This window comes from Halovulum dunhuangense (assembly GCF_013093415.1).
GTDB classification, from domain to species: domain Bacteria; phylum Pseudomonadota; class Alphaproteobacteria; order Rhodobacterales; family Rhodobacteraceae; genus Halovulum; species Halovulum dunhuangense.
In genome coordinates, this window is the sequence record NZ_JABFBC010000002.1 from 213,845 (window position 1) to 229,075 (window position 15,231).

Sequence of the window (15,231 nt, forward strand, 5' to 3'; positions counted from 1 at the left end):
CACCCTAGCGGCAGTTCCGGGCGGGGTCTATCGCTTGCAGCCGGCGCGCACGGGGGGTAGTCTCGCCCGGCACGCACTTCGGAAGGGGAGAGCCGGATGCAGGACTTGCCGAACCTCGTGGACCCGTTTGCCCGCGCGATAACCTATCTGCGCGTGTCGGTGACGGATCGCTGCGATTTCCGCTGCGTCTATTGCATGTCCGAGAACATGACCTTCCTGCCCAAGAACGATCTTCTGACGCTGGAAGAGCTGGATCGCCTGTGCTCGCGCTTCGTGGACCTTGGGGTGCGCAAGCTGCGCATCACCGGCGGAGAGCCGCTGGTGCGCAAGGGAATCATGCAGTTCTTCGAGGCGATGTCGCGGCACCTGGCCTCGGGCGCGCTGGACGAGCTGACGCTGACCACCAACGGCTCGCAGTTGCGCCGGTTCGCAAAGCCCCTGGCCGATTGCGGCGTGCGGCGGGTGAACGTGTCGCTCGACACGCTGGACGAGCAGAAATTCCGCGACATCACCCGCTGGGGCCGCTTCGCGCAGGTGATGGACGGCATCGACGCCGCCCAGGAGGCCGGGCTCAAGGTGAAGCTGAACGCCGTGGCGCTGAAAGGCACCAATGACGACGAGGCGCACCGCATGGTCGAATGGTGCGGGCAGCGCGGGTTCGATCTGACCTTCATCGAGGTGATGCCGATGGGCGAGGACATGGGCGATGGCCTGCGGCTCGACCAGTACTGGGATCTGAAGGACGTGCGCCGCCACCTGGAAACGCGCTGGACCCTGACCGACATCCCCTATTCCACCGGCGGCCCGGCGCGCTATGTCCGCGTCGAGGAGACCGGGCAGAAGATCGGCTTCATCACGCCGCTCAGCCACAATTTCTGCGAAAGCTGCAACCGGGTGCGGCTGACCTGCACCGGGCAGCTTTTCATGTGCCTGGGCCAGGAGGACGAGGCCGACCTGCGCCGCGTCCTGCGCGAAAGCGGCGACGACCGGCTGCTGGACCAGGCGATCCGCGCCGCCATCGCGCGCAAGCCCAAGGGGCACGACTTCGACTATTCCCGGCAGACGGTCGGCGGCACGATGACCCGCCACATGAGCCACACCGGCGGCTGAGACGCCCTTGCTCATAGGCTTTCTTGCCCGCGCGGGTCGCAACGCGCGCTGGATCCTGTCGATCGGATCGGTGGTCGCCCTGTTCACGCCGGGGCTGGCCGAGTTCCTGCGCCCGGCCCTGCCGGCGCTGGTGTCGATGGTCTATGCGCTGGCGATGGCGCGGATCGACCTGGGCGCGACGCTGCGCGCGGCGATCCGGCCGCGCAGGCTGGCGCAGCTTGCGGGCATCGCGGTGCTGCTGCTGCCGGTGACGGCGCTGGTCTACGGCCTTGTCGGGCGCGCCTTCGGGCCGGAGGTGGCGGCGACGCTGGTCTACGTGGCCGCCGCCCCGCCCATCGCCTCCTGCGCGGGGCTGTGCTTCCTGCTGGGCTTCAACGCGCGGCTGGCACTGGAAGTGACCGTCGCCACCACGCTGATGACGCCCGTGCTGGGCCCGCTGGCCGTCGCCATTGCCCTGCCCGGCGCAGAGGCGGCGCTGGAGCCGCTGGCACTGGCGCAGCGGCTGTTCCTGATGATCCTGGGCGGCATCCTTGGCGCGCTGCTCATCCGGCGGCTGGTGGGCGCGGGTCGCATCGCCGCCTCGGGGCAGGTGTTCGACGGGGTGGCCGCCTTCGGGATGCTGCTGTTCGTGTTTCCGCTGTTCGATAGGGTGGGCGCGCTGATCCTGGAGGATCCGGGCCGCGCGATGTTCATCCTGGTGCTTGGCTTCGTGCTGAACATCGGCGCGAACCTTGCGACCCGCGCGGCGCTGGGCTCGCGCCTGCCCGCGGCGGAGGCGGGGGCTGCGGGCATCCTGATGGGCAACCGCACCATCGCGATGTACCTGGCCGCCCTGCCCTTCGAGCCGGTGCTGGCGCTGTTCGTGGCGCTTTACCAGTACCCGATGTATTTCACGCCGCTTCTTCTGGCGCGGCTCAGGATCCCGCCCGCGGCGTGACCTGTCAGCGGCCGCGGATCCGCGGGTCGAGCGCGTCGCGCAGCCCGTCGCCCATGAAGTTCACCGACAGCACCGTGAGCGAGATGGCGACCCCCGGCCAGATCACCCGCTCGGGGTGGTCGCGGATATAGTCCACCGCGTCGAACAGCAGCCGGCCCCAGGTCGGGAAGTCGGGCGGAAAGCCCAGGCCCAGGAAGGACAGCGCGGATTCGGTGATGATGGCGCTGGCGATCCCCAGCGTGGCCGAGACCATGATCGGCGAAAGCACGTTGGGCAGGACGTGGCGGGTGATGATCCGGCGCGGCGGCGTGCCGATGCTGCGGGCCGCCAGCACGAATTCGCGTTCCTTCAGGACCAGCACCTCGCCCCGCACGATGCGGGCGGTCTGCATCCACGAGGTGATGCCGATGGCCGTCACCATCAGGATGAAGATACCCGTCTCGGGGCCGTAGGCACCCGAAAGCGGCTCTCGGAAGAACATCACCATGACCAGCAGCAGCGGCAGCAGCGGCAGGGCGAGGAACACGTCCGTCAGCCGCATCAGCGGCCCGTCGAGCCAGCGGAAGAAGCCGGCCAGCACGCCGATGGCGGTGCCGAGCACCAGGCTCAGCAACATCGCCGTCATGCCCACGGCGATCGACACCTGCCCCCCCGCCAGCATCCGCGCCAGCATGTCGCGGCCCAGCTGGTCGGTGCCCAGCGGATGCGCAAGGCTGGGCCCCTGGCTGCGCGCGCGGATGTCGATATAGGTGGGGTCGATGGTCCAGATCAGCGGGCCGAAGATCACCGCCAGCAGGATCAGCACGAACACCACCGTGCCGAACAGCGCCCCCTTGTGGGTGCGGTACTGGTCCCAGACGTCGCGCCACTGGCTGCGCGGCGGCCTGAGCACGGGATCGGCGGCGGCAAGACGGGCGGCGGTGGCGTCAGTCATAGCGGATCCTCGGGTCGAGAAGGCCGTAGAGGATGTCGGCGATCAGGTTGAAGAGCACGATCAGCACCGCGAAGATGAAGGTCAGCGTCTGCACCATGGGCACGTCGTTGGCATAGATCGCGGTGATCAGAAGCTGGCCCAGCCCGTTCACCTTGAACACCTGCTCGGTGATGATGGCGCCGCCGAACACGGTGGGCACGCCGAGTGCTATCACGGTCACGACCGGGATCATCGAGTTCCTGAGCACATGGATCAGCACCACGGCGCGTTCGCGCAGCCCCTTGGCGCGGGCGGTGCGCACATAATCCTGGTTCAGGTTGTCGAGCATGGAGGCGCGCATGAAGCGGCTGATCTGGGCCGCGTTGTAGAGCGCCAGCACGAAGACCGGCATCGCCATCTGCCGCGCCTGCAGGAGGAAGCTGTCCCAGTCCGTCACTTGAAGCGTGGTGTCGTAGATCGACGGGAACCAGCCGAGATTGACCGAGAAGACGACGATCAGCAGCACGCCGGTGAAGAAGGTGGGCACCGAAAAGCCGATCATCGACACCAGCGTGCCGATCTGGTCGAACCAGGAATACTGCCTGTAGGCGGATATGATGCCGATGGGCAGCGCGATCAGCACCCCCACCACATAGGCCATGCCGACCACCCACAGCGTCTGCGGGATGCGCTGCGCGATGATGTCGCCCACGGGCGAGCGGGTCTGCCACGAGATGACGCGCTGCATCCCCTCGCCGTAGCTGGTGCCGAACATCGCGTCGAAGACGTGGATCGGCTCGTTCACGAAGAACTGCTGAAGCCAGAGCAGGTAGCGGATATGCAGCGGCTCGCCCAGGCCCAGGCTGAGGCGGATCTTTTCGCGCACCTCCGGAGGGATTGTCAGCGGCATCTGCGCCACCGGGTCGCCGGGGGCCAGTTCCAGCAGCATGAAGATCACGAAACTGATGACCAGAAGCGTCGGGATCGCAAGCAGGAGTCGTCGAAGCGTGTAGGTGAACATGCGGCGGCGCCTCGGGTCAGCGGTCTAGTCGGGGCTCGGGGGACGACGCCGCCCCGCGTCTGGCGGGGCGGCGTCCGGGTCTCAGGCCGTGGCCGTCACTGGATGCGGTACCAGTCGGCGATGTTCCACAGCTCGCTGTCCCAGGTGTTCAGGATCACCCCGCCCAGCGTGTTCGAGCGCGCCGAGACGCGGCCACGATCGACCAGCGGGATGATCGTGTAGGTGTCCTTGGTCAGCATCTCGTTCAGCCGGATGGCGATTTCGCCGCGCCTTTCCAGCTCGCCCGTGCGCGCAAGCTCGTCGACCAGCGCATCGTATTCCGGATCGCAGAAGCGGTTGATGTTCTCGCCCTGCCACTGCGACTCGGGCTTCGGCTCGTTCCCGCACTGATAGGCGGCAAGATAGGCCTGCGGGTCGATGCCATCGAAGTTGTTGGCGTACATCTCGACATCGGCATAGAACTTCTGGAACGTGTCCGGAGAGCCCGGATCGCCCCCGAAGAATACCGAGGCGTCGACGTTCTTCAGTTCGGTTTCCACCCCGATCTCTGTCCACCACTGCTTGATCAGGGCCTGGAAGTCCTGCCGCACGGCGTTGGTCGAGGTCTGGAACAGCAGCGACAGGCGCATCCCGTCCCTGGTCCGCACGCCGTCGGGTCCGGCGACCCAGCCCGCCTCTTCCAGCAGGGCCTTGGCGCCCTCGATGTCCTGGGTCAGGCACTCGGTGTTGGGCGAGGCGTAAAGCGGCGGGTTCGGCACCAGGTTGCAGGTCGGGTTGCCGGCCTGGCCATAGCCGATCTCGACCAGCAGGTTGCGGTCGATCGCCATCGACAGCGCCTTGCGCACGCGCAGGTCCGACAGGATCGGATGCGGATGCTTCACCGTCGAACGCTCGCCCTCGGGCAGGTCGGGCGAGGGATCGGTCAGGTTCACCTCGATCCGCTCGACCAGCGTGCCGAAGGCCGACAGCGCCTCGCCCTTGCCTGCGGCGACCATGCCCTGGATCACCTCGGGGGCAAGCTGGAGGTTCCAGGCGTAGTCGAATTCGCCGGTTTCAAGCACCGCGCGGCCCGCGGCCGCCGCGTCGCCGCCGCCCTTGAAGGTCACGGTTGCAAATGCCGGCTTGGCCGGGTCGCGGAAGTTGGGGTTCGCTTCCAGCGAGATCACGTCGTTGGGGCGGAACTCGACCACGCGGAACGGTCCGGTGCCGATCGGCATGAAGTTCGCGTCGGTGCATTCGGGCGCGCGGGCCCCCAGGCAGTCCTGGAACTGCGCCTTCTGGAGGATCGGCGACTGGCCGCCCATGAAGGGGCCGTAGGGATTGGGCTTGGGCGCCTCGAAGGTGATCTTGACCGTCAGATCGTCCAGCGCCTCGACCATGGACACGCCGTCATACTTGGACAGCTGCGCGCAGCCCCCCTCGGGATGCATGCAGTATTCCGCGGTGAAGACCAGGTCGGCCGAGGTGACGGGCGTGCCGTCGGACCAGAGCAGCCCCTCCTTCAGCTTCCAGGTGATCGAGGTCAGGTCCGCGGACACGCCGCCATTCTCGATCGTCGGGATCTCCTGCGCGAGATAGGGCACGAGATTGCCGTCCTGGTCGTAGCGGCCCATCGGCTCCAGCACCATCGAGGCGGCCTCGATGTCCTTGGTGCCGCCGGACAGGAACGGGTTCATGATCGACGCGGCCTGCCAGTAGATGATGTTCACATGCCCGTCCGAGCCCCGCTCGGCCAGAGCGCCGGTCGCGACAAGGCTGAGCGCGGCCACCCCTGTCAGTAATGCCTTGGTTTTCATGTCTGGCTCCCTGTTGCCATTTGGTCGTTGAGTTGTGTCGCGGCGCTCTTTTCCGGGCCACTGGGGATCATGCTACCCCGCCTCCAACAGATGGCAAGCGGCTTGCCGCCCGCCGCCCATGTCGCGCATCGGGGGGTCTTCGGTCCGGCAGATGTCCATCACCTTCGGGCAGCGGGTGCAGAAGTTGCAGCCCTTCGGCGGGTTGGCCGGGCTCGGCACGTCGCCCTTGAGGATGATGTGCCGGCGCGTCGCCTCGCGCGCGGGATCGGGGACAGGCACCGCCGACAGAAGCGCCTGGGTGTAGGGGTGCAGCGGATCGGCATAAAGCGCCTCGCGCGGGCCGATCTCGACGATGCGGCCCAGATACATCACCGCCACACGGGTCGCGAGGTGGCGCACCATCGACAGGTCGTGGCTGATGAACAGATAGGTCAGGCCGAAGCGTTCCTGCAGATCCTCGAGCAGGTTCACGACCTGCGCCTGGATCGACACGTCGAGCGCGGCGATCGGCTCGTCGCAGACGATGAAGCGCGGGTTCAGCGCCAGGGCCCGCGCGATGCCGATGCGCTGGCGCTGGCCGCCGGAAAATTCGTGCGGGTAGCGGTTGGCGAAGCCCCGGTTCAGCCCGACCTGGTCCATCAGCTCAAGCACCCGCTCGCGCCGTTCGTCCCCGCTCAGGCGGCCATGTTCCAGGAGCGGCTCGCCGATGATGCCGGCCACGGTCATGCGCGGGTTCAGGCTGGCCTGCGGATCCTGGAAGATCATCTGCATGCGCGGTCGCATCGCGCGCAGCCGCTCGCCCGAAAGGGTGGAGATGTCGGTGCCGTCGATCTCGATCCGGCCCTCGGTCGGCGTGTAAAGCCGAAGCACCGCGCGGCCCACGGTGGACTTGCCGCAACCGGACTCGCCCACCAGCCCCAGGGTTTCCCCGTCGCGTATCGTGAAGCTGACGCCGTCCACCGCCTTCACCTCGCCCACCCGGCGACGCAGCAGGCCCGCATGGATGGGAAAGTGCATCTTCAGGCCCTCGACACGAACCAGCGTCGCGGGCGCGGTTCCGTCAGGCATCGGCCGGCGCCCCCCGTGTCGCATCCCAGAAACAGGCGACGTCATGGCCGGATGCGACCGGCCGGCGGGCCGGGTTCGCGGAAAGGCAGCGGTCGAAGACATGCGGGCAGCGCCGGGCGAAGGGACAGGCCGAAGGCTGCGCGCCCAGGCTGGGCGGCTGGCCCGCGATGGTCCGCAGCCGGGTATCGCGCACCCCGTCCACCCGCGGGATCGTTTCCAGCAGCGCCCGCGTGTAGGGGTGGCGAGGGTCGGCGAAAAGATCGGCCACGCCTGCATGTTCGACGATCTGGCCGCCATACATGACCAGCACACGGTCCGCGATGCCGGCGATCACGCCCAGGTCATGGGTGATCCAGACGATGGCCATGCCCATCTTCTGGCGCAGCTCGCGCACCAGTTCCAGGATCTGCGCCTGGATCGTCACGTCGAGCGCGGTCGTGGGTTCGTCGGCGATCAGCACCTTCGGCTCGCAGGCGAGCGCTATGGCGATCATCACGCGCTGCCGCATCCCGCCCGAGAACTGGTGCGGATAATCGTCCAGCCGGCGGGTGGCGTCGGGGATGCCCACCAGCGCCAGCAACTCTGCGGCGCGTCTGCGGGCGGCGGGCTTCGCCAGCCCCATGTGCAGGCGCAGCGGCTCCATCAGCTGGTAGCCCACGGTAAACACCGGGTTGAGCGAGGTCATCGGATCCTGGAACACGAATCCGATCTCGCGCCCGCGCAGCGCCCGCATCTGCCCGGCCGACAGGCTGCGCAGGTCGCGCCCCTGGAACAGGATCCTTCCCTCGCGGATCTCGGCAGGCGGGCTGGGCAGAAGACCCAGAAGCGACATCATCGTGACCGACTTGCCCGAGCCGCTTTCGCCGACGACGCCCAGCAATTCGCCCGGACGCACGGAAAAGCTGACCCGGTTCACGGCATGCACCTCGCCATCGCGGGTGCGAAAGACAGTCTTCAGATCGGTTACATCCAGAATGGGCTCGGACCCATCAGGCATGAAATGCCACCCCTGTTATTCCCTTCAACCGCCTTCTTGCGGACGGCAGGACGCCATTGCATGCGCCGGTGGCACAACCTAAGCATTAGTTCCCGTGTCAGGCAATCGACTTGTCTGCCGCATGGGCAAGCTGACGAAAGGTAAGGTCCGGATGAATGCCGAAAGCATGAGCAGCAGGGAAATCCTTGCCCGTCTGGTGAGCTTCGACACGGTGTCGAGCGGCTCGAACCTGGCGCTCATCGATTTCGTGGCCGACTACCTGGCCGGTCATGGCATCGAAAGCCACCGCGTGCCGGACCCCACGGGAACCAAGGCCGCGCTCTTCGCGCAGGTGGGCCCGGACGTTCCGGGCGGCGTGATCCTGTCGGGCCATACCGACGTGGTCCCGGTCGAGGGGCAGGACTGGTCGAGCGATCCCTTCACCCTGACAGAGCGGAACGGGCGGCTTTACGGGCGCGGTTCGGCCGACATGAAGGGTTTTCTCGCCATCGCGCTGGCGGCAGTGCCCGCGATGCGGGCGGCGGGGCTGAAGCGGCCGATCCAGTTGGCCCTGTCCTATGACGAGGAGGTCGGCTGCATCGGCGCGCCGCCCATGATCGCGGCCATGCGCGAGACGCTGCCCATCGCCGCCTGCGCCATCATCGGAGAGCCCACGCTGATGAAGGTGGTGACCGGGCACAAGGCCATCGTGGACATCGACACCCATGTGCGCGGCCACGAGGTTCATTCCAGCCTGATGCATACCGGCGTCTCGGCGGTGATGGCGGCGGCGGAACTGGTCGCCTGGACCGCCCGGCAGACGGAAGACAACCGCGCCCGTGCAGAGGCGCTGCCCGATCCCGGCCCCTATGATCCGCCCTGGACGACGCTTCATTGCGGCAAGATCCGCGGCGGCACCGCGCACAACATCACCGCGCGGGACTGCTGGATCGCGACCGACATCCGCTCGATCCCCGGCGAGGATATCGACGACTGGATCAACGCCTACCTGGTCGAGGCGGCGGCGCTGGAGTCGCGGCTGAAGGCGGTGCGCCCCGAGGCGGCGATCACGGTCACGGTCAACAACAAGGTGCCGGGCTGCGCGCCCGAGGCGGATGGCGCGGCCGAGGCGCTGGCGCGCGCGCTGACGGGCGACAACGGGCAGCATGTCGTATCCTATGCGACCGAGGCGGGCCAGTTCCAGGAGGCGGGCTATTCCGCGGTGGTCTGCGGGCCCGGCTCGATCGAGCAGGCGCACCAGGCGGACGAATACATCAGCCTCGACCAGCTTGCGGCGGGCGATGCCTTTGTCGCGCGCCTGATCGCCCGGCTTTCGGCCTGAGGGCGCTCAGTCCAGCAGGGTGACGCCCGGCATCTGCCGGATCTGCGCCAGATCCCCCGAGAGGCGTCGGTGAAAGGCCTGCGTGGCGGCCTTGTCCCACATCTCGTAGGTCCAGTTGCCCTTTTTCAGGGGATGGGCGCGCGCGGTCTCTCGCAGGCGCGCCGTCATCGCGGCGGGGCCCTCGCGCAGGCCGGTCTCGACCAGCGCAAGCACCGCGGCATGGCTGAGACTCGCGCGGCGGACGACGCCGCCAGTATCGAATTCGACCGGCTCGGGCGTGCTTGCGATCGCGTTCAGGATCCGCTGCGGATCCTTGCGTACCAACGCAAAGTCCCAGACCGTCAGGGGCGCCTGCGGAAACGCGTCGCGAATGGCTCCGATCAGCGGCAGCCAGCTTGGCATCCGCTCCAGCCAGGCCTCGGCGAAAGGCGCGGGGGGATGAAAGGTCTTGCCCGGCGCACGCAGGTATTCGCAATAGATCGAGCGCGCAAAGACCCCCGGGTGCCGAATGGCAAGGAACAGTTCCACTTCATGCCCTGCCAGAAGCCGCGGCAGCGCGCCCAGCCGCCCTGCCGGATCCGGGTAGAGCGCCGCGGTCCGCACGATCTCGCGCGGGGTGCCGATCAGGTTCTCGTCCGACAGGATCAGGCGCGACTGGCCGGCCCGCTCGAGCAGCGGCATGAGCCACGCCTCGGCCCGCGCAAGGCGTTGCGCGGCGCGTTCGGGCGGCAGGCCGGGGCCGTGGCCGACACGCGTGGTCACTTCGCGGCGCAGATCGTCCATCGGAACGCAACGCACCCCGTCGGGCAGCGTCCCGCTGGCATCCGCCTTGGCCAACACCCCCTGAAGGAAGGTGGATGCCGTCTTGTGCGCGCCCAGATGCAGTGCGACCTTCATGCGGGAAGATATCCTCGGAATGTGCCGCCTTTCCTAGCCGACCCGCAGGGCACGGGGCAAGCACCGGAACGTGTTGCGGAAATCGCGCATGGCGCAGTTTAACGACGGCCCATTCCGCCCTATGTCCAGATGAGAGCCGCAAACGAGGTGCCCGCGCCCATGCCAATCGCCATATTCTTCCTGATCCTTGCGGGGGCGCTTGCCGTGGCCGTGCTTTATCCGCACATGCGCCCCGCCGCGGCTGTCATCGGTGCCTTTGCCGGCGCGCTGCTGGGCTGGGTGGTAACCGACCGGGTGCTTGCGCCGGACCCCGCCGCAAGCGGCATCGCGGTCGAAAAGGTGGCGCTGTCCGACCTGGTCCTCAGCCGGGAGCCACGGCTGAGCCGCATCAGCGGACGGGTGACCAATCTCGACACGGATCTGCGGCTGGCGGATTTCACGCTTCGGACCACGCTTTACGATTGCCCGGAAGTCGAAAGCGCGCTCGAGGACTGCGCCGTGATCGGCCAGGACGCGGGGATCGCCCGCGTCGACCTGCCCGCGGGGCAGACCCGCGCCTTCCATGTCGTGATGCGCTTTGCCGACATGCCCGAACCCGCAGGCGTCCTGCGCTGGGATCACGCGGTCACCCAGGTCCGGGCGGCGGGCCAGCCAGTGCCCTGACGCCTACGGCCCGCCGCCGCAGTCGAGCGGCACCACCATGATCGCCGCATCGCCCCGGATGCCGCCCGCGCGGGCCTTGCACCCGCTGGCGCGTTCCGCGGCGATCGTCCCCGCCGCCATCACCTCGGCCGTGTCGGGCAGCCAGACGCGGTTGGTGCGGATCACCTGCGTGGTCCCGTCGCCGGCAAAGACCGCGAAGCGATGCCCGCCCACCTGCATGTCCACCCGCTCGGACCGCAGGTAGCCCGGCCCCGGCGAGGCGCAGGCGGCAAGCACGGCAAGGAATGGCACAAGGGCGCGCGACAGGTTCATGGCCCGACCATCGCGCCCGATCGCTTGCGAAAGCGTTAAGCACCGAAAATCCCCGTGGAACAGGCCCACGGCTTGCGCTAAGCCACCGCCATGCACACTGATTTCACCCAGACCCGCACCCTGTTCGATCTGCCCGAGGGCGTGATCTATCTCGATGGCAACTCGCTCGGCCCCCTGCCCAGGGGGGCAGCGGACCGGGTCGCGCGCGTGATGACCGAGGAATGGGGCCAGCTTCTGATCCGCGGCTGGAACAGCGCGGGCTGGATGGACCTGCCGGCGCGGGTGGGCGACCGGGTCGGGCGGCTGATCGGGGCAGAGCCTGGCAGCGTGACCATGGGCGACACGCTGTCGGTCAAGGTCTACCAGGCGCTGGCCTCCGCTCTCGACCTGGCGGACGAGGGGCGCAGGGTGGTGCTGTCGGACACCGGCAACTTCCCCTCGGACCTGTACATCGCCGAGGGGCTTCTGGGCAGCCTGGGCCGCGGGCTGGAACTGCGCACCGTCGCCCCCGAGGCGGTGGAGGACGCGCTTTCCGACGAGATCGCGGTGCTCATGCTTACGGAAGTGGATTACCGCACCGGGCGGCTGCACGACATGGCGCGCCTGACCGAAAAGGCCCACGCGCTTGGCATCGTCACGGTCTGGGACCTGGCCCATTCGGCCGGCGCGATCCCGGTGGATCTGCGCGGTGCCGGCGCGGATTTCGCGGTCGGCTGCACCTACAAGTACCTCAATGGCGGGCCGGGGTCGCCGGCCTTCATCTATGTGGCCCCACGGCATGCCGACCGGGCACGCCCCGCCCTGTCGGGATGGCTGGGCCATGACGCGCCCTTCGCCTTCGAGCGGCATTACCGCCCCGCGGCCGGCGTCTCGCGGATGCGGGTCGGCACGCCGCCGATCCTGGCGCTGGCCGCGCTCGATGCGGCGATGGACGCCTGGGAGGGCGTCGCGATGGCCGATATCCGCGCCGAAAGCCAGCGGCTGACCCAGCGGATGATCGCGCTTGTGGCCGAGGCCTGCCCGGGCCTGGCGCTTGCCAGCCCCGCGGACCCCGCGGCGCGCGGCAGCCAGGTCTCGTTCCGCCATCCCGAGGGATATGCGGTGATGCAGGCGCTGATCGCGCGCGGCGTGATCGGCGATTTCCGCGCCCCCGACATGATCCGCTTCGGCGTGGCGCCGCTTTATGTCACGCAAGCCGACATCGACCGTGCGGTGGCGATCCTGGCCGAGATCCTCGACACCGGCGCCTGGGACCGGCCCGAGTTCCGCGCCCGCGCCGCGGTGACCTGAGGCCCCTTGGCGCGGCCCGCCCCCCTGCGCTAGGCTTGCGCCCGACCAAGCAAGGAACACCCCCGATGCATTGCGTATTCGTCCAGCTTCGCTGCAAGCCCGGCAAGACCTACGAAGTGGCCGACGCGCTTTACGCGCGCGAGATCGCGTCCGAGCTTTACTCCACCTCGGGCGATTACGACCTGCTGATGAAGCTCTATATCGACACGACCGAGGATATCGGGAAGTTCATCAACGACAACGTCCTGACCATCCCCGGCATCGACCGCTCGCTGACGACGCTGACCTTCCGCGCGTTCTGAGGCTCAGTCGGCCAGCATCCCCTCGAGCGTTTGCAGCAGGTCCGCCTCGACGGGGGGCTTGTCCCAGCGCAGCCGCGCGATGCGCGGAAAGCGCATGGCGACGCCCGAGCGGTGGCGTTTGGAGCGGTTCAGCCCCTCGAAGGCCACTTCCAGCACCAGCCCGTGGCCCGGCTCTGCCCGGACCGAACGGACGGGGCCGAAGCGTTCGACGGTGTTTTCCCGAACGAAGCGGTCGATGCGGCGCAACTCCTCGTCGGTGAAGCCGAAATAGGCCTTGCCCACGGGCACCAGCGCGCCCTGCCCGTCCCAGACCCCGAAGGTGTAGTCGGAATAGAAGCCCGAGCGCTTGCCGTGCCCGCGCTGGGCATACATCAGCACCGCGTCGATGGTGAAGGGATCGCGCTTCCACTTGAACCACGGGCCCCTGGGGCGGCCAGGAACGTAGATGCTGTCGCGGCGCTTCAGCATCAGCCCCTCGATCGCCGGGTCGGGCGGGTCGGCGCGCAGCAGGGCCAGATCCTCCCATGTCTGGAACGGCACCAGCGGCGACAGGTCGAAGCGCTCTGCCGGCAGGCGCGCGGCGAAATCCTCCAGCCGGGCGCGGCGGGCATCGAAGGGCTGGTCGCGCAGGTTCTCCTGCCCCGCCTGCAACAGGTCATAGGCCCGGATGAAGGCCGGGAAGCGGGAGAGCATCGCGCGGCTGACCGTCTTGCGGTTCAGCCGCTGTTGAAGGTCGGCAAAGGGCGCGACCCCGCCGTCGGGCCGCATCACCAGCAATTCCCCATCGAGCGCGCCGTCGAATTCCATCGCGGCCAGCACGTCGGGAAAGGCGTGGGAGATGTCGTCCCCGGTGCGCGAATAGATCCGCCGCACCCCCCCTTCGGAGGCCGCCTGCACGCGGATGCCGTCCCATTTCCACTCGGCCCGGAAGTCCCCCGGCGCGAGGGTGGCAAGCTCGCGCTCTTCCAGCGGCGTCGCCAGCATGACCGGGCGGAACGGGCTTTTCGCGGCCTGCGCGGGCTTAGGCCCCCGCCCCTCGAGCCAGGCGAACAGCCCCTCGTAGGGCGGCGTCAGCCCGTGCCAGAGTTCCTCGATCTCGGTCACGTCGACATCGCCGAAGCCCGCAAGCGCCTGCTTGGCCAGCCGGGCCGAGACGCCGACCCGCAACCCCCCGGTGGCCAGCTTCAGCAGCGCATAGCGTTCGGAAGTGCCAAGGCTGTCGAGAAGCGCCGCCACCTCTGCCGCGGCACCCGCGCGACCCGCCCCGTTCAGCCGGGCGACCGCCTGCGAAAGGGGCAGGTCGCGGGGCGCGTCGCGGGGCACCCATATCAGGGCGATGGTCTCGGCCAGGTCGCCCACATAGTCGTAGGACAGCGCGAAAAGTTCCGCGTCCACCCGCTCGGCCACCAGCGCGCGCAAGAGTGCCGGGCGCACGGTGCGGATGTCCAGGTCACGGGTGATCGCGGCCAGCGCGATGCCCCGGTCGGGGTCGAGCGTGTCGCGGAAATGGTCGGTCAGAAGCCGCAGCTTGCCGCTGCGCGCGGGCGTAAGCGCCAGACGCTCCAGCAGGGCGGCAAACCGCTTCATTCCGCCTCGTCCTCGTAGCCCACCAGGTTCAGGGGTCGCGCGGCCCGGCCCTGAAGCGCGCACCAGCGGACCAGCGCCTCTTCGCGGCCATGGGTGACCCAGACCTCGCCCGGGTCAAGCTCGGTGATGGTGGCGGTCAGCTCGCCCCAGTCGCAATGGTCCGAGATGACAAGCGGCAGTTCCACGCCCCTCTGACGGGCGCGCGCGCGGACCTGCATCCAGCCGCTGGCAAAGCAGATCAGCGGCTCGGGGAAACGCTGCGCCCATTTCGCCGCAAAGGCCGACGGCGGGGCCATGACGATGCGGCCCGCGAAGCGCGCCCGGTCGCCATCCGCCGTGGCGGGCTCCAGCCGGCCCAGCGCGATGCCCTCGGACTGGTAGTAGTCGCACAGCTTCTGAAGCGCGCCGTGCAGGTAGATGGGCGCGTCATGGCCTGCGTCCCGGATCAGCCGGATCACCCGCTGCGCCTTGCCCAGCGCATAGACGCCCACCATGTGCGCGCGTTCGGGAAACTGATCGAGCGAGGTCAGAAGCCGCGCGATCTCGGCCCGCGGATCGGGATGGCGGAACACCGGCAGGCCGAAGGTCGCCTCGGTCACGAACACGTCGCCCGTCACCGGCTCGTATGGTTCCGCCGTGGGATCGACGCCGCGCTTGTAGTCGCCGGTCACCACCGCCGACATCCCCTTCGCCGCGACCCGGATCTGGGCCGAGCCCAGCACATGCCCCGCCGGGTGAAAGGAAACGGTAACGCCGTTCACCTGGGTCGTGCCGCGCCCTGCCACCTGCGTCGTGCCGGCGAAATCCGCGCCATAGCGCAGCGCCATGATGTCGAGCGTGCGGCGCGTGGCCAGCACCGCCTTGTGGCCCGCGCGGGCGTGGTCGGCATGGCCATGGGTGATGAGCGCCCGCGCGACGGGGCGCACCGGGTCGATATGGAAATCCCCCACCGGGCAATACAGCCCCTCGGGGCGCGGGTGCAGCAGATCCTCGGGCCTCATGCGCCTTATATGGCGC

Annotated in this window: 15 protein-coding genes; 6 read left to right on the forward strand and 9 right to left on the reverse strand. The window is 68.5% G+C overall.

Annotated features, from left to right (window positions below; genetic code table 11):
• Positions 1 to 96 precede the first annotated feature (96 nt).
• Together moaA and HMH01_RS11710 are read left to right on the forward strand one after the other, a co-directional pair.
• Complete coding sequence (gene moaA, locus HMH01_RS11705) at positions 97 to 1,110, forward strand: GTP 3',8-cyclase MoaA (RefSeq protein WP_171325754.1); 1,014 nt, start codon at positions 97 to 99, stop codon at positions 1,108 to 1,110.
• Positions 1,111 to 1,117: 7 nt separating this feature from the next.
• Positions 1,118 to 2,047, forward strand: a complete 930-nt coding sequence (locus tag HMH01_RS11710; RefSeq protein ID WP_171325756.1) for a hypothetical protein — start codon at positions 1,118 to 1,120, stop codon at positions 2,045 to 2,047.
• A 4-nt stretch (positions 2,048 to 2,051) separates the two neighbouring features.
• On the opposite strand, the gene HMH01_RS11715 is transcribed toward HMH01_RS11710, so the two are convergent.
• The 5 genes from HMH01_RS11715 to HMH01_RS11735 all read right to left on the reverse strand — a co-directional run bounded on the left by HMH01_RS11715 (position 2,052) and on the right by HMH01_RS11735 (position 7,842).
• Entirely contained in the window at positions 2,052 to 2,981 is a 930-nt protein-coding gene (locus HMH01_RS11715) for an ABC transporter permease (protein WP_171325758.1), read from the reverse strand.
• Positions 2,974 to 3,981 (reverse strand): ABC transporter permease, encoded by a 1,008-nt coding sequence (locus tag HMH01_RS11720; RefSeq protein WP_171325760.1) that lies wholly within the window; start codon positions 3,979 to 3,981, stop codon positions 2,974 to 2,976. The genes HMH01_RS11715 and HMH01_RS11720 overlap by 8 nt, the downstream gene beginning before the upstream one ends.
• Positions 3,982 to 4,076: 95 nt before the next feature.
• Positions 4,077 to 5,777: a peptide ABC transporter substrate-binding protein gene (locus HMH01_RS11725; protein ID WP_171325761.1), complete on the reverse strand. Its 1,701-nt coding sequence runs from the start codon at positions 5,775 to 5,777 to the stop codon at positions 4,077 to 4,079.
• 72 nt (positions 5,778 to 5,849) lie between these two features.
• Positions 5,850 to 6,845 carry an ABC transporter ATP-binding protein gene (locus HMH01_RS11730; protein ID WP_171325763.1) on the reverse strand — a complete coding sequence of 332 codons (996 nt, stop codon included), beginning with the start codon at positions 6,843 to 6,845 and terminating at the stop codon, positions 5,850 to 5,852.
• A complete protein-coding gene (locus HMH01_RS11735) occupies positions 6,838 to 7,842 on the reverse strand; it encodes an ABC transporter ATP-binding protein (RefSeq protein ID WP_171325765.1) in 1,005 nt (334 codons plus the stop codon). The genes HMH01_RS11730 and HMH01_RS11735 overlap by 8 nt, the downstream gene beginning before the upstream one ends.
• Positions 7,843 to 8,008: 166 nt before the next feature.
• Here HMH01_RS11735 and argE point away from each other — a divergent pair, with 166 nt between their 5' ends.
• A complete protein-coding gene (gene argE / locus HMH01_RS11740) occupies positions 8,009 to 9,163 on the forward strand; it encodes an acetylornithine deacetylase (protein WP_171325767.1) in 1,155 nt (384 codons plus the stop codon).
• A gap of 6 nt (positions 9,164 to 9,169) precedes the next feature.
• Here the strand turns inward: argE and HMH01_RS11745 are convergent, their stop codons facing one another.
• Positions 9,170 to 10,060, reverse strand: a complete 891-nt coding sequence (locus HMH01_RS11745; protein ID WP_171325769.1) for a hypothetical protein — start codon at positions 10,058 to 10,060, stop codon at positions 9,170 to 9,172.
• Positions 10,061 to 10,219: 159 nt separating this feature from the next.
• Between HMH01_RS11745 and HMH01_RS11750 the strand changes: the two genes are divergently transcribed.
• Positions 10,220 to 10,723 (forward strand): hypothetical protein, encoded by a 504-nt coding sequence (locus HMH01_RS11750; protein WP_171325771.1) that lies wholly within the window; start codon positions 10,220 to 10,222, stop codon positions 10,721 to 10,723.
• A 3-nt stretch (positions 10,724 to 10,726) separates the two neighbouring features.
• On the opposite strand, the gene HMH01_RS11755 is transcribed toward HMH01_RS11750, so the two are convergent.
• Entirely contained in the window at positions 10,727 to 11,035 is a 309-nt protein-coding gene (locus HMH01_RS11755) for a hypothetical protein (RefSeq protein ID WP_171325773.1), read from the reverse strand.
• A 90-nt stretch (positions 11,036 to 11,125) separates the two neighbouring features.
• On the opposite strand from HMH01_RS11755, the gene kynU reads away from it, so the two are divergent.
• A complete protein-coding gene (kynU, locus tag HMH01_RS11760; RefSeq protein WP_171325775.1) occupies positions 11,126 to 12,325 on the forward strand; it encodes a kynureninase in 1,200 nt (399 codons plus the stop codon).
• A gap of 65 nt (positions 12,326 to 12,390) precedes the next feature.
• Complete coding sequence (locus tag HMH01_RS11765) at positions 12,391 to 12,627, forward strand: Lrp/AsnC ligand binding domain-containing protein (protein ID WP_171325777.1); 237 nt, start codon at positions 12,391 to 12,393, stop codon at positions 12,625 to 12,627.
• Between the two features lie 3 nt (positions 12,628 to 12,630).
• On the opposite strand, the gene HMH01_RS11770 is transcribed toward HMH01_RS11765, so the two are convergent.
• Together HMH01_RS11770 and HMH01_RS11775 are read right to left on the reverse strand one after the other, a co-directional pair.
• Positions 12,631 to 14,214: a cisplatin damage response ATP-dependent DNA ligase gene (locus HMH01_RS11770; protein WP_171325779.1), complete on the reverse strand. Its 1,584-nt coding sequence runs from the start codon at positions 14,212 to 14,214 to the stop codon at positions 12,631 to 12,633.
• On the reverse strand, positions 14,211 to 15,215 hold the full coding sequence (locus HMH01_RS11775) for a ligase-associated DNA damage response exonuclease (RefSeq protein WP_171325781.1): 1,005 nt from the start codon (positions 15,213 to 15,215) through the stop codon (positions 14,211 to 14,213). The genes HMH01_RS11770 and HMH01_RS11775 overlap by 4 nt, the downstream gene beginning before the upstream one ends.
• Between the last annotated feature and the right edge of the window lie 16 nt (positions 15,216 to 15,231).

Excerpts from the sequence above, each read along its gene's own strand:
- moaA (WP_171325754.1), top strand. The coding sequence starts at position 97 with ATGCAGGACTTGCCGAACCTCGTGGACCCGTTTGCCCGCGCGATAACC.
- HMH01_RS11715 (WP_171325758.1), bottom strand. The coding sequence starts at position 2,981 with ATGACTGACGCCACCGCCGCCCGTCTTGCCGCCGCCGATCCCGTGCTC.
- HMH01_RS11720 (WP_171325760.1), bottom strand. The coding sequence starts at position 3,981 with ATGTTCACCTACACGCTTCGACGACTCCTGCTTGCGATCCCGACGCTT.
- HMH01_RS11725 (WP_171325761.1), bottom strand. The coding sequence starts at position 5,777 with ATGAAAACCAAGGCATTACTGACAGGGGTGGCCGCGCTCAGCCTTGTC.
- HMH01_RS11730 (WP_171325763.1), bottom strand. The coding sequence starts at position 6,845 with ATGCCTGACGGAACCGCGCCCGCGACGCTGGTTCGTGTCGAGGGCCTG.
- HMH01_RS11735 (WP_171325765.1), bottom strand. The coding sequence starts at position 7,842 with ATGCCTGATGGGTCCGAGCCCATTCTGGATGTAACCGATCTGAAGACT.
- argE (WP_171325767.1), top strand. The coding sequence starts at position 8,009 with ATGAGCAGCAGGGAAATCCTTGCCCGTCTGGTGAGCTTCGACACGGTG.
- HMH01_RS11745 (WP_171325769.1), bottom strand. The coding sequence starts at position 10,060 with ATGAAGGTCGCACTGCATCTGGGCGCGCACAAGACGGCATCCACCTTC.
- HMH01_RS11750 (WP_171325771.1), top strand. The coding sequence starts at position 10,220 with ATGCCAATCGCCATATTCTTCCTGATCCTTGCGGGGGCGCTTGCCGTG.
- HMH01_RS11755 (WP_171325773.1), bottom strand. The coding sequence starts at position 11,035 with ATGAACCTGTCGCGCGCCCTTGTGCCATTCCTTGCCGTGCTTGCCGCC.
- kynU (WP_171325775.1), top strand. The coding sequence starts at position 11,126 with ATGCACACTGATTTCACCCAGACCCGCACCCTGTTCGATCTGCCCGAG.
- HMH01_RS11765 (WP_171325777.1), top strand. The coding sequence starts at position 12,391 with ATGCATTGCGTATTCGTCCAGCTTCGCTGCAAGCCCGGCAAGACCTAC.
- HMH01_RS11770 (WP_171325779.1), bottom strand. The coding sequence starts at position 14,214 with ATGAAGCGGTTTGCCGCCCTGCTGGAGCGTCTGGCGCTTACGCCCGCG.
- HMH01_RS11775 (WP_171325781.1), bottom strand. The coding sequence starts at position 15,215 with ATGAGGCCCGAGGATCTGCTGCACCCGCGCCCCGAGGGGCTGTATTGC.